21 protein-coding genes are annotated in these 17839 nt (G+C 54.6%); 3 read left to right on the plus strand and 18 right to left on the minus strand.

Annotated elements, in window-relative coordinates:
* Nucleotides 1-4: 4 nt before the first annotated feature.
* The 14 genes from RY831_RS27375 to RY831_RS27440 all read right to left on the minus strand — a co-directional run bounded on the left by RY831_RS27375 (nucleotide 5) and on the right by RY831_RS27440 (nucleotide 9781).
* Nucleotides 5-298 (minus strand): DUF2933 domain-containing protein, encoded by a 294-nt coding sequence (locus RY831_RS27375; protein WP_326509519.1) that lies wholly within the window; start codon nucleotides 296-298, stop codon nucleotides 5-7.
* Between the two features lie 52 nt (nucleotides 299-350).
* On the minus strand, nucleotides 351-671 hold the full coding sequence (locus RY831_RS27380) for a hypothetical protein (RefSeq protein WP_151638634.1): 321 nt from the start codon (nucleotides 669-671) through the stop codon (nucleotides 351-353).
* A 132-nt stretch (nucleotides 672-803) separates the two neighbouring features.
* Nucleotides 804-1142 carry an ISC system 2Fe-2S type ferredoxin gene (fdx, locus tag RY831_RS27385; RefSeq protein ID WP_151638633.1) on the minus strand — a complete coding sequence of 113 codons (339 nt, stop codon included), beginning with the start codon at nucleotides 1140-1142 and terminating at the stop codon, nucleotides 804-806.
* Between the two features lie 53 nt (nucleotides 1143-1195).
* Complete coding sequence (locus RY831_RS27390; RefSeq protein ID WP_151638632.1) at nucleotides 1196-1402, minus strand: heavy-metal-associated domain-containing protein; 207 nt, start codon at nucleotides 1400-1402, stop codon at nucleotides 1196-1198.
* A gap of 92 nt (nucleotides 1403-1494) precedes the next feature.
* The gene (locus RY831_RS27395; RefSeq protein WP_151638631.1) at nucleotides 1495-2241 is read right to left on the minus strand and encodes a DUF305 domain-containing protein; all 747 of its coding nucleotides are present in this window, start codon (nucleotides 2239-2241) and stop codon (nucleotides 1495-1497) included.
* Between the two features lie 91 nt (nucleotides 2242-2332).
* Nucleotides 2333-2965, minus strand: a complete 633-nt coding sequence (locus RY831_RS27400; protein WP_326509520.1) for a DUF305 domain-containing protein — start codon at nucleotides 2963-2965, stop codon at nucleotides 2333-2335.
* A 228-nt stretch (nucleotides 2966-3193) separates the two neighbouring features.
* Nucleotides 3194-3541, minus strand: a complete 348-nt coding sequence (locus tag RY831_RS27405) for a copper-binding protein (RefSeq protein WP_151638629.1) — start codon at nucleotides 3539-3541, stop codon at nucleotides 3194-3196.
* 22 nt (nucleotides 3542-3563) lie between these two features.
* Nucleotides 3564-4007 (minus strand): DUF411 domain-containing protein, encoded by a 444-nt coding sequence (locus tag RY831_RS27410; RefSeq protein WP_151638628.1) that lies wholly within the window; start codon nucleotides 4005-4007, stop codon nucleotides 3564-3566.
* A 5-nt stretch (nucleotides 4008-4012) separates the two neighbouring features.
* Nucleotides 4013-4531, minus strand: a complete 519-nt coding sequence (locus RY831_RS27415; RefSeq protein WP_151638627.1) for a cupredoxin domain-containing protein — start codon at nucleotides 4529-4531, stop codon at nucleotides 4013-4015.
* 35 nt (nucleotides 4532-4566) lie between these two features.
* Nucleotides 4567-5964: a multicopper oxidase family protein gene (locus tag RY831_RS27420; protein WP_151638626.1), complete on the minus strand. Its 1398-nt coding sequence runs from the start codon at nucleotides 5962-5964 to the stop codon at nucleotides 4567-4569.
* A 13-nt stretch (nucleotides 5965-5977) separates the two neighbouring features.
* Complete coding sequence (locus tag RY831_RS27425; protein ID WP_225984882.1) at nucleotides 5978-7396, minus strand: TolC family protein; 1419 nt, start codon at nucleotides 7394-7396, stop codon at nucleotides 5978-5980.
* Nucleotides 7397-7407: 11 nt separating this feature from the next.
* Nucleotides 7408-7737 (minus strand): hypothetical protein, encoded by a 330-nt coding sequence (locus tag RY831_RS27430; protein WP_151638625.1) that lies wholly within the window; start codon nucleotides 7735-7737, stop codon nucleotides 7408-7410.
* Between the two features lie 924 nt (nucleotides 7738-8661).
* Nucleotides 8662-8991, minus strand: coding sequence for a DUF4148 domain-containing protein (locus RY831_RS27435; RefSeq protein WP_151638624.1), 330 nt, complete (start codon nucleotides 8989-8991; stop codon nucleotides 8662-8664).
* Between the two features lie 352 nt (nucleotides 8992-9343).
* Nucleotides 9344-9781, minus strand: a complete 438-nt coding sequence (locus RY831_RS27440; RefSeq protein WP_151638623.1) for a YqaA family protein — start codon at nucleotides 9779-9781, stop codon at nucleotides 9344-9346.
* Between the two features lie 236 nt (nucleotides 9782-10017).
* Between RY831_RS27440 and RY831_RS27445 the strand changes: the two genes are divergently transcribed.
* Nucleotides 10018-10371: a copper-binding protein gene (locus RY831_RS27445; RefSeq protein WP_326509521.1), complete on the plus strand. Its 354-nt coding sequence runs from the start codon at nucleotides 10018-10020 to the stop codon at nucleotides 10369-10371.
* A 194-nt stretch (nucleotides 10372-10565) separates the two neighbouring features.
* Here RY831_RS27445 and RY831_RS27450 read toward each other — a convergent pair whose 3' ends face one another.
* Together RY831_RS27450 and RY831_RS27455 are read right to left on the minus strand one after the other, a co-directional pair.
* Nucleotides 10566-11285: a FadR/GntR family transcriptional regulator gene (locus tag RY831_RS27450; RefSeq protein WP_326509522.1), complete on the minus strand. Its 720-nt coding sequence runs from the start codon at nucleotides 11283-11285 to the stop codon at nucleotides 10566-10568.
* Between the two features lie 108 nt (nucleotides 11286-11393).
* The gene (locus tag RY831_RS27455; protein ID WP_326509523.1) at nucleotides 11394-11726 is read right to left on the minus strand and encodes a DUF4148 domain-containing protein; all 333 of its coding nucleotides are present in this window, start codon (nucleotides 11724-11726) and stop codon (nucleotides 11394-11396) included.
* A gap of 559 nt (nucleotides 11727-12285) precedes the next feature.
* Here RY831_RS27455 and RY831_RS27460 point away from each other — a divergent pair.
* Complete coding sequence (locus RY831_RS27460; RefSeq protein WP_151638619.1) at nucleotides 12286-13329, plus strand: YVTN family beta-propeller repeat protein; 1044 nt, start codon at nucleotides 12286-12288, stop codon at nucleotides 13327-13329.
* Nucleotides 13330-13677: 348 nt separating this feature from the next.
* Nucleotides 13678-14943 carry a type II restriction enzyme NmeDI-related protein gene (locus tag RY831_RS27465; protein ID WP_326509524.1) on the plus strand — a complete coding sequence of 422 codons (1266 nt, stop codon included), beginning with the start codon at nucleotides 13678-13680 and terminating at the stop codon, nucleotides 14941-14943.
* A 230-nt stretch (nucleotides 14944-15173) separates the two neighbouring features.
* Here RY831_RS27465 and RY831_RS27470 read toward each other — a convergent pair whose 3' ends face one another.
* Both RY831_RS27470 and RY831_RS27475 read right to left on the minus strand, forming a co-directional pair.
* Complete coding sequence (locus tag RY831_RS27470; RefSeq protein ID WP_326509525.1) at nucleotides 15174-16349, minus strand: GGDEF domain-containing protein; 1176 nt, start codon at nucleotides 16347-16349, stop codon at nucleotides 15174-15176.
* Between the two features lie 543 nt (nucleotides 16350-16892).
* Nucleotides 16893-17378 carry a hypothetical protein gene (locus RY831_RS27475; protein WP_326509526.1) on the minus strand — a complete coding sequence of 162 codons (486 nt, stop codon included), beginning with the start codon at nucleotides 17376-17378 and terminating at the stop codon, nucleotides 16893-16895.
* Nucleotides 17379-17839 lie beyond the last annotated feature (461 nt).

Below are 17839 nucleotides of genomic sequence, written 5' to 3' on the forward strand. Positions count from 1 at the left end.
GTTGTTATAGACGGTTGAACTCGTTAGGTTTTGTATGAACTGGCGGGACAGAGGCTGACGGCAGCGCTTCCGTGTCCGCTGCCTCCCGCCTTTGATGGTGGTGCGCGTGGCTCCCACGGCCATGATGAAACAGATGCATCAACGGACAGGCCAGAAGGAAGAGATAGGGCAATAGCTCTGCGCCCTGACCTTTGTATTCGGTCCATACGACATAGGCAGCCACGACCAGAATGGCGGTGACTATCCATTTGACGCGGGTGGCGACGGAAAAACGTACTGAGTAGCGATGCGTATTCATGGTAGGCTCCTGGGTCACGTAGGAATCGGGATTTGTGTAACGCAGGGTGGGGCTATCTGCACTTCTCATCCATCATCGCCATGTGCTGCCTTCGCATTTCCGGAGACATGGACTTCATGTGTTGAGTCATCATGGCGTCCCGCTCCTCGGGCGTTTTCTTCGCCATCATGTTGTGATGCATGGCGCACATCGACTTCATGTCCATCTGTCCCATCATCCCCATTTGGCCCGGGCCGCTGGTCCCGGCGCGCTGGTGTGCCAGGTGGTCTACGGTACCCGCGGTACCAACCTTGTCCGGGGAGGCGCAAGCGGCGAGAACCCCCGCCAACATGATCGGGGTGAGACGGCGCATTAAATTAGATCTTGAATTCATGACGACAGTCCTTGGCAAGTGATTGACGTGGCGCTACCTGACCCATCGTATAAAATGACACCTTAAAATTAAATGACCTAGGTCAAGTTTGGCCGGATGAGTCCGCCGACCTGCAATCTGAAACTCGCCCGGCTATGCATTCTCTTTAGCGTGGTTGATGGAATACTTCGGAATCTCGACGACGACATCCTGAGCGCCAAGTCGGGCCTGGCAGGACAGGCGGGAGTGGGGTTGAAGACCCCATGCCTGATCTAGCATGTCTTCTTCATTGTCATCCATCGGATTGAGCGAATCGAATCCTTGCTTCACAATGACATGACAGGTCGTGCAGGCGCCAACCTTGCCGCAAGCGTGCTCAATCTCAACGCCATGGTCGAGCAGAGCATCACAAATCGAGGTGCCGGATGCGACTTCCATCGATGCGCCGCCCGGTGCATATTCAGCATGTGGCTGTACCTTGATCGTGGCCATGCCTAGGTTCCTTTAGTTGAAGTTGGTGGAGTGAAGCTCACTCCACCATCGGTCTACAGGGTCGCGCTGGCGACGACTGGGTAGCCAGCATCGGCGATTGCCGAAGACACTTTTTCCAGTGGAACACTGGTGTCAATGCGGACCTTTTTCGCTTTCAGATCCACATCGACCTTCGCATTGCTGTCGACTGCCCGCACCGACCGGGTAACGCTGTTGGCGCAACCACCGCACGTCATGCCCTCCACTTGAAGCTCGTACATAGTGTTACCTCCATGGTTGAACGAGATCCCACTATAGACCTTCCAGCGATAGGAAGGTCAAGACCTATTTCAACGAGGTATCTGCATCGTTATCACTGCCTTGTGGAAGAGGCAGTTGCGCTGGTTTGTACTCGCGCACCGGTACCGGGCTGATAGTCACAGATCGAGAATTGCTTGCACAACATGTCACGCATGTCATTGATATCCCTGACCTGACTCTGGACAATGCCTTCGCAATACTCTTTCAGCTTATGATGATCGATATCGCGCTTGACTTGGCAATCGAGGCTGGGGTGCAGGGCCGCATAGTGGTGATTGCTGAATAGCTGGAGGAAGGCTTGCTCAAATTGTGCGCCTCCAGGTGTTTGTTCAAGCACCTGAATCAGTTGTTGCCCATCAGTGCGTAAGGTCGGGGTATGGGTGGCACCATACCAGTCTTTGAGAAATTTTTGGGCCTTCGCGATTTCTTCCCGCTGCATGCGGTTGGCCATCCGCGCCATCGACTTGATGTCTTCCATGCCGGCCTTCGGTGGAGTTGCATTCGTGCCGGGAGTCGGGGAAGTGCCTTCCTGAGGATTGTTGACTGCGGGGTCACGCTGGAGGTCGGTGCCAGCAGCGAGTTCCGTCATGCGCAGCGCAGAGTAATGGTGATCGATGATGAAAGTAAGGTAGTCGCGTTCGAACTGTGCGGTCTGGCCTCGCCCAGGTCCTTCTGCCTGCGCAGATGTTACGACAAGCGCCGCGCTGCCCAAGACTGTTAGCGCGACCCCTTTCATCCATCGGCGTGCGCCAGAAAATGTCTGGGCACTAATTACATCCTGTTTGAATCGGTAAGCCATGGTGCGATTCCTTTGAAGTGAGTGTCAGAACGATGCGGTACTTATCCTCCTTGAGCGTTCGACGCAGCTTTATAGCTGCTTTCCTCATGCATTACTTACCGGCAAGCTTCCATTCCTTCTTCCATTTCGACAGTTGAGCAATTTCCTTTTTTTGTTCATCGATGATCTTCTTGGCAAGATCCTTGACTTCCTTGTGCTGCGCCTTGCCGGCGGCGTGTTGCGCCATCTTGATGGCCTGCTGATGGTGGCGGCTCATGCTGTCAATAAATAGCGCGTCGAAAGCGTCTCCGCGAGCCGCCTGCAATTTGTCCATCGACATGCTTTTCATCGATTCCGCCATGCCGGGCATCTTCATGTTGAGTGCGTCGCCTTTGTCGGCATACCACTGTTTTTTCCACTCTTGCATCTGCGAGATTTCTTTTTGCTGATCATCGATCGTCTTTTTGGCCATCTGCTTGAGCTTGTCATGCGAAGCCTGTTTCTCGGCGAGTTGCGCCATCTCAATGGCCATTTGATGGTGCGCCGACATCGTGTCAAGAAATTGGAGGTCAAACGGCGCTTTTTCCGCGCCGGGTGAGCTTTGCATACCTGCGTGCCCCATCTGGGCACCGGATCCTTGTCCGCCATGCATGCCCGAATGCTGGGTGTCTTTTTGTTGCGAGGCGACGGGGCCGCTGAAGGCGAGGGCGGTCACCGCAATAGTGACCAGGGACGTGATACGCATAGTTCCTCCTTTTCTGGGATGTTTAATTCAATCGAAATGCAAAATCGATAACATCCCGTAGGAGTACCTATAAGAGAATTTGTTCGCAGTTTGTAATGTATCTATGCGTATTTTTTAGATTAAATGCGCCAGCTTAGAGCGTAAAAGGACGAGCGCTCCCCTGGATCCGGGATCCATCCGAGCGCATTACAAAGGGATGCACAGGCATCCCTTTGTAAGGAAGCGGACTTACTGTTTGACTTCGATTTGTGTCACTGTGAATTGACCGCCTACTTTCTCGGCTACAAAGCTCACCTTGTCGCCTTGCTTGACCTTGTCGAGCATGGCTGGATCTTTTACCTGGAACACCATGGTCATCGCAGGCATATCGAGGTTCTTCAGCTCACCATGCTTGATGGTGATCTTCTTCGCATCTTTGTCGACCTTCCTGATTTCGCCTTCCGACATCGCATCGGCGGAAGCAGAAGAGGTTGCCGACGGAGATGCCGATGCAGCTGAATCGGATGCCGCATAGACGCCGAACGGCGCGGCGGACAGGAGGGCGGTGATAATAGCCAGGTTCACGATTTTCTTCATGGTACGTTCCTTTCGGAGTTCACTAGTTGTAATGCTTGTAGACCGTGTAGCGTCCATTGCCTTGTACCAGCAAGACGTCGTACGGGTCCTTGCGCGGGCCTTCCATGCCCGGCGAGCCCAATGGCATGGCAGGTACAGCCAGGCCCTTGGCGTTAGGCTTTTCTGCGAGCAGTCGCTTGATGTCAGAGGCCGGCACGTGCCCTTCCAGCGCATAGCCATTCACTAGTCCGGTATGGCATGATCCCAGGTCCTGAGGGATGCCTAACTTTTCCCGGTAGTCGGACGGGTTCGCAACGTTCTGCGCCTTGACGGTAAAGCCGTTGGCTTGCAAGTGTTTCACCCATTCGGCGCAGCAGCCACAGCTTTCACTCTTGTAGACTTCCACCACGGGCGTGGCGGCCGACACGCCAAGATGCGCAGTGAGCAAGCTCACCATCGCTGCTTTCAAGAGCAAGTGCCTTCTCATCGTCTTTATCCTTTCTTCACTGTGATTTTCCCGATCATGCCGGCTTCAAAATGGCCAGGAATCAGGCAGGCATAGAAGAATTCGCCTGCCTTCGTGAACTGCCACACCATTTCTTCTTTCTTGCTCGGGCCGACATGCGACATATACGGCTCATCATGCTCCATGCCAGGGTTCTTTTTCATCAACTCCCCGTGCTTTTTGAGTTCATCCATGGTGCCGAGCACCATTTCGTGCATGATCTTTCCCTTGTTTGCGACCACAAACTTGATCGTCTCGCCTTCCTTGACCGTGATATCGCCTGGAGTAAAGCGCATCGTGTCACTCATGTCGATGGTGATGGTTCGGGAGACCTTTTTCGGGTCGCCCTGCTTGCCGAACGGATGCTCATCTGTGGAGATGGGCGCATTCGCAGTCGGCTTCTTATGGGTTTCGTCACCATGGGCATACGCCACGGAGGCCCCCATCGCAAGACCGATCGACAACAGCGCAGCCGACACGGCTTTGATTGTGAGTTGCTTGTTCATATAGTTTTCCCTTAGATTAGATAATGCTGGTTAGGTTAGTGATGACCGCCGTGGCCGGATGGCTTGCGTACGGTCATTTCAATGTTGGTACCCTTGTTCGCAGAGGGCATCGATTGCCCGCCTGCAGAGCCGCTGCGGGTAGGGGCCGGCGCTTCGCCCTTCCATTCGTACGCAACGGTGCCCGCCGGGTGCTTGTACCAGCCCGGATCCTTGTAGTCGCCCGGTTTCTGCTCCTTGCGAACTTTAAGCACCGTGAACATGCCGCCCATTTCGACGCCCCCAAAAGGCCCTTGGCCACTCATCATCGGGAGCGTGTTGTCCGGGATCGGCATTTGCATCTCACCCATGTCAGCCATGCCACGTTCACCCATGACCATGTAGTCAGGGACCAGCTTATTGATCTTCTGGGCGACACCGCGGTGGTCGGCACCGATCATCGTCGGCACCTCATGTCCCATCGCGTTCATCGTGTGGTGGGACTTATGGCAGTGGAACGCCCAGTCACCCAGGTCGGTCGCATCGAACTCGATGGCCCGCATCTGGCCAACGCCAACGTCGGTCGTCACCTCCGGCCAACGTGATTCCGGACGAGTCCATCCCCCGTCAGTGCCGGTGACCACAAACTCGTGACCATGCAAGTGGATCGGGTGGTTCGTCATGGTCAAATTGCCCATGCGAATACGGACGCGATCACCCTGACGTACGTTCATCGTATCAATGCCCGGGAAGACGCGGCTATTGAAGGTGAACAGATTGAAGTCAGTCATGGTGCTGGTGCGCGGGGTGAAGCTGCCCGGCTCGATGTCGTAGTTACTCAGCAAGAAGACGAAGTCGCGGTCGACCTTCATGAAATTCTGGTTCTTCGGGTGAGTAACCCAAAAGCCCATCATGCCCATGGCCATCTGAACCATTTCGTCGGCATGCGGGTGGTACATGAAGGTGCCAGGCCGCTTCGCCTCGAATTCATAGACGAAGGTTTTGCCAGAAGGAATGCCAGGTTGGGTCAGCCCGGTCACGCCATCCATCCCGTTGGGCAGGCGCTGGCCATGCCAGTGGATGCTGGTGTGTTCCGGCAGCTTGTTGGTGACGAAGATGCGCACACGGTCGCCTTCGACGACTTCGATCGTCGGGCCCGGCGACTGGCCGTTATACCCCCAGAGGTTCGCCTTCATGCCGGGCGCCAGTTCGCGCACGACAGGCTCGGCCACCAGGTGGAACTCCTTGACGCCGTTGTTCATGCGCCAGGGCAGCGACCATCCGTTCAGGGTCACGACAGGGTTATAGGGACGGCCATTGGGCGGCATCAGCGGTGCCTGCGTGGCGGTGCCTTCCATGATCGGCGCTTCCGGCAGTGACGCCGCGCCAACGCGACTGACTACGCCCGCGCCAACCAACGCGGTGGCGCCCTTAAAAAAATCTCTACGCGATACCATGATTCTTCCTTGTTCAATGTTCAGCTGCGCCGGCCTCGGCAGGGGCGGCCGTGCGAATTTGTACGCTGCTTCCGCCAGTGCCATTCATGGCGGCCTGCAAGTCTGTTTCCGCGATCCAGAAATCGCGCTGCGCTTCAATGGCGGCATTGACGCTGCTTACTTGGTCACGTGCGTCGGTCAGTAGCTCGAAGACGCTCGCCAGCATGCCGTTGTAGCGGAGCAGTACCTCCTCCGAAATTTTCTTGCGAAGAGGCACAACTTCGCTCTGGTAATGCTTCGCCAGATCATAAGTGGTGCGATAGGCGGAGTATGCTTCCCGTACCTGGGAGCGGGCGCGGATCGCCAGATCTGCAGTGCGGTTAACCGATTGCATGTACATGGCTTCTGCACGCGCCGTGCGCGCACCGCTCCAGTCAAAGATGGGGAGCTCCAGTTCGATTTCATAACCATTGGATCGAGGTTCGCCGGTCTCACTGGTGTTTGCGTATCCCGCATCCAGCACGTTGATGAAACGAGTTGCCTTTGTCAGGCCCAATGCGCGCGCGGTCGCGTGGGCATCGCGTTTGGCTATTTGTATGTCAAGGCGCTGGTCCATCGCGATCTGCTCGACGTTGGCCATCTCGTTCGGTGCCTTGGGCAAGTCCGGCAGCCGGTCAGGCAATTTGAATGACGCATTGGCGCCCCACAGGCCCATCAACCGTGTCAATTGCTCGCGAGCCGCTGTCGCGTTGTGACGAGCCCGTGCGACTTGTGCCGTTGCGTCCGCATAGAACACTTGCTCGCGTGCCTGATCGAGTTTGCTCACGTTGCCCACCCGTGCCAGACGCTGGGACAGTTCGGCGCCGGCATCGGCTGCGCTCTGAACCTGCTCCATATATGTGGCCGTCTGCTGCGCAGCCACTGCGTTGAAGTAGGCGCGGCGCGTGTCGGCAGCCAGCTGTACGGCTTGCGATGCGGTCTGCAACTGGGCTTGTTCAAAGCGGCGCTTCTCGATGCCGCTACGGATCGGCATCGTCAGCAATCCCAGCAGGTCGAACATCACGCTGCGCTCAATTTCGACATCTTCGCCAGCACGCATGCGGCCAAAGGAGAAGCTCGGATTGCGCATGCGGCCGGCCTGGACCAGATCCGCTTCCGCCACGCCGAGCTCGGCAAACGATGCCTTGAGTCCCTTGTTATTGAGTAATGCGATCTGCACCGCGGTATCCGGGGTCAATGGCTTTTGCAGCAACTGGCCAACGGTGTCCGGGGTTGCGTTGGCATCGGTTGTCGGTTTGGAAAACTGAACCGCTTGACCGGTACGCTCCTTGGTCATGGTCGAAACGGAATCCAGTCCTCCATCGCCGGAAAATGTAGCGCAGCCCGTAAGGAAGACGGTCAGTACGGCCACCGCCAGCGTTGAACGGCGAGGAAATTGATATTGCATGTTCATGGATTCCCCCTTTAGTGGTGCTTGCTATGGTCCACCGCACCGCCTTGCTGGGGTGCGGGGGTATTGGCATTAGCTGGTGCGACTGGTGTGCTGCCGGCATCCTTCATGTGCCCGGCATGGCCACCGATCTTGCCCATTTCGTCGTTGGCCGAACGCCAGAGCTTGTCGGGAGTCGTGCCTTCGTCATTTGATGCACGGAAATTCTTAAAGGCGGACTCATAGCTGACCGCAGCAGTCGGTGCGTTGGCGTCGAGCGGGTTCGGTTGGGTTTGTTGTTGTGCAGACGCGGCAAGGGGTACGCATACCCATGCGGCGACAGCAAGCCATTGCTTGGATGACATTATTTTCCTCAAAATCGGCAGAACAGACGTGCGAAGACACGCGAACTTACTTGGGTACTAACCGAACAAGCAGTAAATGCTTGTAGTCGGCGCCCGGTCGTGATTAAACGGAGAGGAGCCTTGGGGGGCGTTCCAACCCGGCCGGGATGAAGCCGGTGAAGGAAACGACAGGGGGAAGGACGACAGTGTGGATGGTACTGAAGACAGGCGTCAGCGAGACGGAGGCCGGAGGCGCAGTCGCACCATAGCAGCATGCCGCACAGGCGCTGCAATACGATGTTTTGTGGAAGGGCTGGATGTCAGATACCTGGTCACCCCCACTATCCACCTTGTGGACGTCTGGCAGGGCCATGCTTGTGCCATGGTCGCCATGCTCATGAGTGCCTTGACCATCAATATGATGATGCTCAGTTGCTCCTGACATGATTGCCGGTGAAATAGCGTGATGATTGGGCCCGCAAGACGCTTTGATGACAGACGCCACGCCTTGAATCGGCATAGCGGCAATCAGCAGCCAAAGCAAAAATGTCTTGAAGACCCGGTTCATTTGTTCAGTTTAGCACAAGGGTACGTGATTGAAAGCAACTTTTACCACAGTCAGTGTAGACCTTCCAACGGTGGCAAGGTCAAGCGATCTTAATGCGAGATGACACTTTTCGCTTGTGACGAATAATGTGTTCGAAAGCATTTTCCTGTATTGGTTCTACGAAAAAGACGAGCGTGCGGGCCCGGCGTATAAACGTGCACTGAAAAGATGCTCTCGATGGCGGATCTGCCTGTAAAACACTAATCACCTGATTCACAGGAAATCGTAGCCACGAAAAATTAGCACTTTCAACATATAGATATTGCGTCATACCGGCGAAATTTCAAGCGCTCGGAACCGGAAAGAAGGGCAGTGCGCCCTTCTTTCGCGGTCAGCTGTTAGCTACCGTAATACATGGAATTGAAATTTGAATTCCCGTAGCGGTTGGCTTGCACCGCTTCCGCTTGCACCTGGACACGAGTCTTGCCGGCGACGAAAGTGGGTTCCGGCGGATACGAGGAGTCGTTACCAACATACAGCGATCCATCCTTGCGTGCCTGTTCCAGTTCGGCACGCACCTCGGCACGCGACTTGGTCGACTGTGTATGATCCTGCCAGTTTGTGCCGATGTCACCCAGCCATTTGTCATCTGCCAAGGCACTGGTGCTCATTCCAGTGATTAACACCAGGCCGGCTACAGCCGACATCATCAATTGCTTCGTTTTCATATTGCACTCCTACGCTGGTGGTTGGTGGACTGACATGTCATCTCAATCCATGCATCCAGTTTAAGAGCCGCGGGGAAACAGTTACGTGACGCCTACATTACAACTATGTAATGTAGCAGCGAGGGGCGTGTGGGGGGCATTGAGCAAGGTGTCAACACTGCAATCTTCAAAGGGGGACAGCTAGGCGAGCAGCGGCCCGGTGATCATGCGGTAATAACAGAACGCTAATCGGGCATTGTAGCTGGAGGGCATTTGACCCAGGCTGGCTCTTGATAACGGGGGAACTATCCGAACGCAACCGATAGACGAATGCCATCCGCGTTGACGGGAATAGACCGGTAGGATCTGTGCTTTATGTGATTCCTAGGGTAACGGCAGCCAAGGCGATATAACGCACGGTCTTCGCCATTGCGACAAGGCTCAGAAAAATGGAGAAGCGCTCGCGCATCAGACCTGCAACCAGTGTGAGCGGATCCCCAATGATCGGTAGCCAGCATAGCAGCAACGACCATCGGCCAACTTTCCCGTACCACCGCTGCGCACGCGTGAGTGCGTCATCATTGGCTGGAAACCATCTCCTGCCACGAAAATGTTCAAGATACCGTCCTAGCCACCAATTGATGCAAGACCCTATCGTGTTACCAATACTGGCGACCAGTATCAGCAACCATGGTTGCTGCTTGCCCGCCAATAGCAGCGCAACCAGCACTGCTTCGGATTGCGCCGGCAGGATGGTGGCTGCCAATAAGGCAGCCGAAAACATGCCACTATAGGCCGCCCAGTCATTCATGCGTTGGGACCATCAAGCTGCTCAACCTTTCACCATTGTCGTACATCGCTCATTGATAGAAGTAATTGCCGAAGGAGGGGGCGGCACGTCCACAGTACTATGTTCATCATGATAGATGGTACGATGACTGTAATCTGGCGATTATCGTTGGTTATTGCTCCAGTATAGTCTGTTATTCAAATGCACAGGCTGGGACGGCGCATGCCGTTCCTTCTTTTGCTCCAAGGAGTCAAGCCATGCAAAAGTCGATATATATGGCATTGTGGATCGTCGGCCTTGCGTCATTCACCCTGGTAGCAATCGCAGATCAAAAAGCCGGCGACCAAGGCGGCCGAACCATGAAAAAAGCGGCCAGTCCCTCTACCATGGCGGAGGGCGAAGTAGAAGACGTGGACCTGGCCACCCCAAGCATCACGCTCAGGCATGGACCTATCAAGAGCAAAACGATGGAAATGGAACCAATGACCATGCCGTTCGCGGTCAAGGATGCCGCATTGCTGGCGGGGGTGAAGGCGGGCGACAAAGTCAAGTTCATCGCCGAATACCTTGATGGCTTTCCGACGATAGTTACACTGCAAGTCCTGAGATAGGTTGGGCCAGCATGCTTCTCGGGCCATTGACTGAAGGACTTTGCGCGCATCGACTGCATCATTGAGGCGCTCTGGGGATTGCAATGTACCTTAACGGCGCAACGTTATCGACAAAGGCTGCCACTGCGGCGCAGTAGAATGGGCTGTTCTAATTGGCTAGACCAGAAAGATTCACTTGGGCGGGGCGACGATCGTTACACCTTGACCGCATCCCCCAGGATACGCCGCATCGAATTCTTGATATGTGTTTGCATCGCATCCGACGCCGCGCGACAATCCCTCTTGATGATTGCCTCCACTATGTCATGATGCTCGCTGCAAATTTGGAACGACCGTTGAGTCCATTGCGGCGCCGAGAGTTCGAATGACATTTGCATCGTAAATAACATGTGCGGTCGCAGCGCGGTCAACCCCGTAACGTACATTGGGTTTTTAGATGCAACGGCAATAGCGTTGTGAAGGGAAAAGTCTGCATCAACGCACCAATCCCCATAGGCGGATGAGCAGGAAACTGCATGGTAGGCACTTCTAATTGAAGTGATGTCCCGAGAATCGTGCATCAAGGCAGCCTGTTTCGCCGCGCCTGTCTCAAGACAGCAGCGAAACTCGTAATATCGCTGGATGTCCTGGACGCAGGCAATCGAAGGAAGGGTTAGCGTCGCTGCTTTCGCAAGCGTACTAACAAAGGTACCTGCCCTCGGTCGCGAAATCACTAAGCCGGCGGCGCGTAAGCGTATAAGTGCCTCGCGTACGGTTGATCTGGATACACGATAATGGTGACATAGCGCCTCTTCGGTCGGGAGGCGCTCACCTGCTTTGATCCCGCCACTTTCAATCTGCTGTAGGATGGCATGATGGACTACGTCTACAAGATTGTTGCGGAGGGACAAAGGGTTAGTTTTGTCGAGGCTCATAACAAAACATAGTCTAATCCATTTGCCGAGCACCGCAGCAAGTTCGATGGAACGCCAACCCGCCTTCTATCCGGCCGGTAGACGGCCCATTCTTTTGGAAGAAGATGATCAGCTTCCGAAATAAATCGAATCGAAGATCTCGTTCCCCTGGCGGTTAGCCTGTACTGCTTCGGCGCGGACCTCTGCGCGTGAGCGCCCCTGATATGCTTGGGGTGCTTGGGGTGCTTGGGGATAGAACGCACCGTTGCTGACCTGGAGCGTACCGTTTCTGCGGGCCTCTTCCAGTTCAGCGCGCACCTCCGCGCGGGACTTCGTCGACTTAACATGGTCTTCCCAGTTCGAGCCGCGGTTACCTAACCATTTATCGTCCGCCAGCGCGCTCGAGCTTACGCCAGCAATCATTACCAATTTTGCAATTGCGAACAACAGTTTCTTTTTCATGGTGCATTCCTTTGCTAATAAGATCATCAATCCCGTGACTTGCTTCATTGATGGAGGAAGTATAGAAGCCGCAAGGCAACGACAACGTGACACCGACATTACAACCTTGTCATACACGCTAAATGGGAATGGCGAACATTACACACCTGTAATCTGCAGAGTGCGATCCAGTTAACCATGACCATGCTGCTGCTAAGCGTAGTGGTCACCGCGTCAAAGCAGAATAAGCCGTCCAGTGACGTTAGCCAGTCAAGCCGGGTGCGCATCTCAATCCGGCATCGCGTGACGTTCGCCGACGCTCACCTAAGTGGGCGAGCGCAATTTCCTGTGGACGGCGCTTAGGCACGGGATACCTGCGCATCACGGCGCTTCCCGAATAACCAGGAAGCGACCCCTGTCTATGGGTAGGAGGTCGCTCGTCCGATAAGGTGAAACTTGATCTGAATCATATTCGCCAGCATTGGTGAAGGGATATTCTCGGTTCGCTATTCGACGCGTTGAGCAACGGCGTCAACAGCCAGGCTGGGGCCTTGCATCATTTTACTTAGGACGATCCATTATGAAGAATCTACAACGAGTCGGAGCGATATCATTAGTTCAGGTTGCATTGCTAACCCTCGCCAATGCAGCGATCGCGGCCCCCAATAGTATCTATGTTGCGAACGAGGGCGATTCGACCGTCAGTGTAGTTGATATTGCGACATTCAGGCCAGTCAGAAACATCCAAGTCGGCCGGAATCCTCACAACGTACAGTTAAGCCCGGATGGGAAGTTCGCATGGGTCACCAATGACGGGCCCCACAAGCCTGATGGAAATACACATCAGGACGCGGACAAACACGGCCAGACCACCGAGAGCTCCGGCGGTGAGATTTGGGCGATTGATACGCAAACCGATCGCGTGGTTGCACAGATCGTTGTAGGGGTTCATCCAGCGCATGTGGTGCTCACTCCTGACGGCTCTCAGGCCTATGTCACCAATGGCGGCGAGGGTACAGTCAGCATCGTCGATCTGCAAGCGCAGAAGGTAATCGCTACTGTCAAGGTAGGGAATTATCCCCACGGAATACGAATTAGCCCCGACGGAAAGCAGGCGTATGTGGCGAACCTGAAAAGCGGTACCGTTTCGGTTATCGACACGGCGTCACGGAAGCAGGTGGCTGAAATCACTGTAGGGAAAGGGCCGGCGCAGGTCGGTTTCACGCCTGATGGATCAGCCGCTTTTGTGTCACTGTCAGGCGAGGCAAAAGTCGCGTTGATAGACCCACGGCAGAGAAAGATGATCTCGAAAGTTGGCGTTGAATCGGTGCCGATCCAGGTGTACGCGACGCCAGACAGCAAGACCGTGATCGTTGCAAACCAAGGTTCCAAAGCAAATCCAGGCAAGACGGTAAGCTTCATTGATATCGCTACCCGAAGGGTGGTTAAAACGGTGGAAACCGGGAAAGGCGCGCATGGCGTAGTCGTGGATGAACGAGGCGATCGTGCGTACGTTTCTAATACCTATGCGAATACTGTATCGTCAATCGATATCCGTTCGGGTAAAGTCGTCGCAACGACGCCGGTTGGCGAAGCGCCCAATGGTATAAGCGTGCTGCCATGAAGGCTGCATTGAGGTGGCTAGAGACCGGGTCAGGCGGCCAACTCGCAGCCTGGTCCAGTTAGCACGTGCCTGCACGGTGTGGCGGACACTGTGTCTCCACTATACTGGACTGTCGCCGCTCCTCATCCTGGTGAGCACCAACAGGTGCTTGACTTTGATGATCTTGAGACGAACGGACGTATCCTGCCGCTCCGAGAAGGCTATTGACGCTACTGCGGCCGCTAGGGCAGCTATATCGATGGACAACAACGGTGGCCACATCGTGGAGAATGGCAACGCTTGCCGGCCTGATTTTAGAGGAAATCGCTACAATACACCCGTACAACAAGAGCGATAAAGGATTGACGGATGGGTGACGCGCTGGCAAAACTGATTGAGCATTGGAAGGCCGATGCGCACAGCACTTATAACACGTGGTTTCTTTGGGAAGAGCGCATCAAGAACTTCCGCTCCATCCGGCGTGGCATTGGCCAAGTCGTGCGCGACATACAGGCTGGTACCTTTGGCAACGCGTACCGCGGCTCTTCGTTGGAGACCGTGGTCGGGTCTATTGCCGAACAGCGACAGGTATTCAAGGGTGCGGACCATGCCTTTCTCTGGAAGCCAAAGCTCCGCACCCCGGACATCTACGAAAACCCAAAGAATCAGGCGGCCTTCGCCCAATTACTTCATCATTGCGATTGCTGCAATACGGCTGAAGAAGTTATCGCAGGAATACAGCGCATCGATGCGCTGGCTATCAAAGGGCTCGGCCCCGCGGTGGCCAACCTTCTTTACTTCATTCATCCCACCTTCGTCTCACCCTTCAATACAGCCATCGTAAAAGGCTTCAACGCCGTTACCGGCGGCAACGTGAAGCTGGGGCGCTGGGATCATTATTTATCGATGCGGGAAGGTTTGATTCGCCTGAATGAAGAGTATCGGACGCTGCTATCCAATGATTTGGGCGCGATTGCCGGACTGATGTTTGATGTGGGCGCAGGACGTTACGCCGCACCGCCTCGTCTTGATGACGCCGCCGCTTTTTCTGCATGGGAGGCCGATCTGGAGCGCGTAAGAGTGGAGTCGGCGGCTGCCCAGAAACAATGGGAGGCTGCACGTGAGAGCGACGCAACCCATACGGAAATCCAGGGATGGTTGCGCGATTTGGGATTGGCGCTCGGGTTTGATGTCTGGGTCGCTGCCAATGACAAGAGCCGCACCTACCTGGATGGCAAGCTCGGGGATAAGTGTCTCGCACAGCTTCCCGATGGGGTCACCAAGGGCATGGATTCGGTACGGCTCATCGATGTTGTTTGGCTCACCAAGGGCCAACACAACGTGGCCGGCGCGTTCGAAGTTGAACACTCGACGTCGATCTACTCAGGCATTGTTCGAATGCTTGATCTTGCCCTTGGAACCGAGGTCGGCAAAAACTGCACGCTATTTTTGGTTGCTCCAGACAATCGTCGTGATGAAGTCAAGGTGCAGTTGCGTCGGCCGGCATTCTCACGCGTGTCCGAATTGAACATCCAGTACTTGCCTTACAGCCAGTTGAAAGAGCATCGTGGAGCGATCGCCCGCTTTGGAACAGGTATTAAACCGCTTCTGGAGATTTCACAGGGCCTGCACTGATTCTCCGAAACTGGACTCGTTGCTCATCAGGAGTACGCAGGACAGCCATCGGTTTGCGTGCTCAGACAATGTGTCCGTCAAAATGACGGTCGACGCTCTGGTCTTGGTTCTCGAGAGGACTCGCTTGAGTGAGGTGCACTGGCAACGGTAGGCACCTTGGTTCGTCAGGTGCTGGTGTGATGGATAACGACGGGCAGTAATGGCATGCTTCCCGGTGCCAGAAACGTGTTTCAACTGGGAGTGATTCCGTACGACTGACTACAGGCGAGCATTACGTGATTTTTGCCGGCCTTCTTAGCCGCATACAGTGCCTTATCCGCCGCGTCGATCAGGGTTGCAGAATCGGGATAGTCGGCCACCAGCGGAGCCACCCCAATACTGACGGTATAAGCAGGAACCTCCTTGGACCACACTTCAGCTGCCATAGCACGAATGCGGTCGGCAACTGAATAGGCATCGTCTTGAGTCGTGTCGGGCAACAGCACAAGGAATTCTTCGCCGCCATAGCGTCCTATGGCGTCGCCGCGGCGAAGAAGTTGCTGCACCTTCGAGGAGAAATCGATAATCACTTGGTCGCCCGTCAAATGCCCATGACGGTCGTTGACCTCCTTGAAATTGTCGAGATCAATGATCAATACCGACATCGGGCGTCGCTTCAGTCTCGATTGTGCAATCGTCTGGTCCAGCAGCGCAAGAAACGCATCCCGTCGGTACACGCCCGTCATTTGGTCCCGTGTCGCCAGGAATTCGAGTTTCATGTGCATCGCACGGCTGACCATGAGCATGAAGCCGAGGCTAAGCGCGACGAGCGAGAAGGCAAACGTGCCCATGTAGACGCTATGAACCAGAGAGGTATCGGTATCTGGCCTCACACGGCTGTTTTGTAAGAAAGCGGCAGTGCAACGGGCCAGCATGACGACCGAGGTAGCCAGAAAGGCCAACCCGGTAAATCGCTCCGCGAATCCTTTTTCCTTGAGCCGGAAAATCAATAGAGCGCATGCAGTAAAGAGGACAGTAAGCGTACTGCTCATGGTGATGACGCGAGCCCGATAGTTGTCTTGTACGAAGGTGAACCACGCCAGGGCAAGTGCTGCGGCACCCAATATAAGAAACAGCAGTTTTGTCTTTCTTTTAAAACCGCCATACTCGGTCAGACTGGCGTGCATGGTAACGACGCCGACAGCGACTAGCAGATTTGGCAGAAAGCTCGAAAACAAGACCGGAACTATTCCGCGCAGGGCAAACAAGAATGCTGCCGTAGCCATCGTAATGCAAGCGGCACCCCAGTGCGCAAGTCCCTTGATATCGCGAAGGAATCCGGAACCCAGCACAAACAGGACAAAAGCACATAGGGTACCGAAAGCTGCGGAAATGATAATAAAAGCAAGGGGATCGATTCCCGGCACAGCGTACTTCCTTCAAATCATCGTCTTCAAAATTGCCATATTAACAACATCTTCCCGTCATCGAGTTCGCCGTACGAGAGGGAAGATGGTCGCATACAGGTTGCATATGGGCAACTACTATCGCGCGCTTAGTTCAATAGCAATTTTGCAATAGATGGGACGATACGGAAGTGCTTATGGCAAAGAGTGTGGAAAAGTCAATTATTCGCAACAAGCTCATCTTCCCATCGCAAACGTCAGGGAGACCGAGGTTTTCCCTAAAAGCAAGGCCTTGGACGAACAACGCGCAACCCTACGAAGCCTTTACCGGCTCAGGCAAACAGCGCTTACAACCTGATCATAATGAGGCAGCAGCCGACTTCTTCGCGATTACATACCTTCGTATTCCGGGTTCAGCAGTCCGTTAACACAAGCTCCTATTTATTTCGGGCAACGCCATATGGCTGGCGGTGTCATTACAGTTTATCGCTCGAACCTGGTTAATGGACCTGCGGGACCGCAGGTACACACGCCATGCGTCGATCATCGGAGGCTTGGGGGCGTTTAGCTTGCAGTCGACGTCTTGCGAGTATAACGGCGGTCCCGCCCGCGCCCCTCGGCGTTGATATCGCCATTTTTTGATAGAACGCTTAACGCATTCGACATGCGCTGGTTGAGCTTTTCCTTGTCTTCGGTCGATGGGCGGATGCCCAGGGCGGCCACGGCTGCATTGAAAATCTCCGAAGCCGATTGCGGAGTGTCCGTCAATAAAGACGGCCAAAAGTCCTTGCCGGTGGAAGGCAGCTTGGACTTGATTGCCGAAGTCGTGGCTGCCTTCTTCTGAGTCCTTGCCACTTTGGGTTCCGCTTTTCGACTGACTGCCGCGCGGCGACGTATTGTTTGTAAGTCAGTAACTGGCGCATCAATAGCGGCCAAAGTTTCCAGCACGTCTTCTAAACTTTCAACCAGTTTTGAGTAGTACATCATGCCTTGACGGGCCTGATTCAATTCGAGCTGAATTGCCTTCGCTGCCGATCCAGTATTTGCCATGGAAGTCTCCTATCTAAATGGGAATACAGTTTAGCAAGTTATGCAAGAGATTCAATTATGAATACTTCTTCTCTGGCAAATGAATAGCAGGGGGCTTATATCCACCATTGGCCGCCGCCGGGAAGGGAGCCACGGATAGTCTGCATTGGCCCTGACCTTGCACCGATTTCACGTACAGCAGGAAGTTTGATAATTTACTGTATGTGAGTAGTCGAACTTTAACTTTTTACCTGTTATGCTGACGACCACCTCTTCAGGAATTTCAGGAGTTGCATCTTTTGCGCACGTTCCATTAATTCGTTGTTGCAACTAGGAATTGAATAGTCGATTGAGATAACGGACACGGGGTAAAGGTATCTTAAGCAAGAGCGCACAGATAGCGTGAGCTATAGTCGGATCTGGTGTACGGGCTGAGCTCTGAAGGTGGGGAGGAAGGCGGTGGAGATTTTGTTGGACAATTT

The organism is Noviherbaspirillum album, from assembly GCF_035916955.1.
Taxonomy (GTDB): Bacteria; Pseudomonadota; Gammaproteobacteria; order Burkholderiales; family Burkholderiaceae_D; genus Noviherbaspirillum; species Noviherbaspirillum album.

Excerpts from the sequence above, each read along its gene's own strand:
- RY831_RS27460 (WP_151638619.1), top strand. The coding sequence starts at position 12,286 with ATGAAGAATCTACAACGAGTCGGAGCGATATCATTAGTTCAGGTTGCA.
- RY831_RS27445 (WP_326509521.1), top strand. The coding sequence starts at position 10,018 with ATGCAAAAGTCGATATATATGGCATTGTGGATCGTCGGCCTTGCGTCA.
- RY831_RS27475 (WP_326509526.1), bottom strand. The coding sequence starts at position 17,378 with ATGGCAAATACTGGATCGGCAGCGAAGGCAATTCAGCTCGAATTGAAT.
- RY831_RS27465 (WP_326509524.1), top strand. The coding sequence starts at position 13,678 with ATGGGTGACGCGCTGGCAAAACTGATTGAGCATTGGAAGGCCGATGCG.
- RY831_RS27405 (WP_151638629.1), bottom strand. The coding sequence starts at position 3,541 with ATGAAGAAAATCGTGAACCTGGCTATTATCACCGCCCTCCTGTCCGCC.
- RY831_RS27430 (WP_151638625.1), bottom strand. The coding sequence starts at position 7,737 with ATGTCATCCAAGCAATGGCTTGCTGTCGCCGCATGGGTATGCGTACCC.
- RY831_RS27435 (WP_151638624.1), bottom strand. The coding sequence starts at position 8,991 with ATGAAAACGAAGCAATTGATGATGTCGGCTGTAGCCGGCCTGGTGTTA.
- RY831_RS27420 (WP_151638626.1), bottom strand. The coding sequence starts at position 5,964 with ATGGTATCGCGTAGAGATTTTTTTAAGGGCGCCACCGCGTTGGTTGGC.
- RY831_RS27410 (WP_151638628.1), bottom strand. The coding sequence starts at position 4,007 with ATGAGAAGGCACTTGCTCTTGAAAGCAGCGATGGTGAGCTTGCTCACT.
- RY831_RS27455 (WP_326509523.1), bottom strand. The coding sequence starts at position 11,726 with ATGAAAAAGAAACTGTTGTTCGCAATTGCAAAATTGGTAATGATTGCT.
- fdx (WP_151638633.1), bottom strand. The coding sequence starts at position 1,142 with ATGGCCACGATCAAGGTACAGCCACATGCTGAATATGCACCGGGCGGC.
- RY831_RS27390 (WP_151638632.1), bottom strand. The coding sequence starts at position 1,402 with ATGTACGAGCTTCAAGTGGAGGGCATGACGTGCGGTGGTTGCGCCAAC.
- RY831_RS27380 (WP_151638634.1), bottom strand. The coding sequence starts at position 671 with ATGAATTCAAGATCTAATTTAATGCGCCGTCTCACCCCGATCATGTTG.
- RY831_RS27375 (WP_326509519.1), bottom strand. The coding sequence starts at position 298 with ATGAATACGCATCGCTACTCAGTACGTTTTTCCGTCGCCACCCGCGTC.
- RY831_RS27415 (WP_151638627.1), bottom strand. The coding sequence starts at position 4,531 with ATGAACAAGCAACTCACAATCAAAGCCGTGTCGGCTGCGCTGTTGTCG.
- RY831_RS27425 (WP_225984882.1), bottom strand. The coding sequence starts at position 7,396 with ATGAACATGCAATATCAATTTCCTCGCCGTTCAACGCTGGCGGTGGCC.
- RY831_RS27400 (WP_326509520.1), bottom strand. The coding sequence starts at position 2,965 with ATGCGTATCACGTCCCTGGTCACTATTGCGGTGACCGCCCTCGCCTTC.
- RY831_RS27395 (WP_151638631.1), bottom strand. The coding sequence starts at position 2,241 with ATGGCTTACCGATTCAAACAGGATGTAATTAGTGCCCAGACATTTTCT.
- RY831_RS27450 (WP_326509522.1), bottom strand. The coding sequence starts at position 11,285 with ATGAGCCTCGACAAAACTAACCCTTTGTCCCTCCGCAACAATCTTGTA.
- RY831_RS27440 (WP_151638623.1), bottom strand. The coding sequence starts at position 9,781 with ATGAATGACTGGGCGGCCTATAGTGGCATGTTTTCGGCTGCCTTATTG.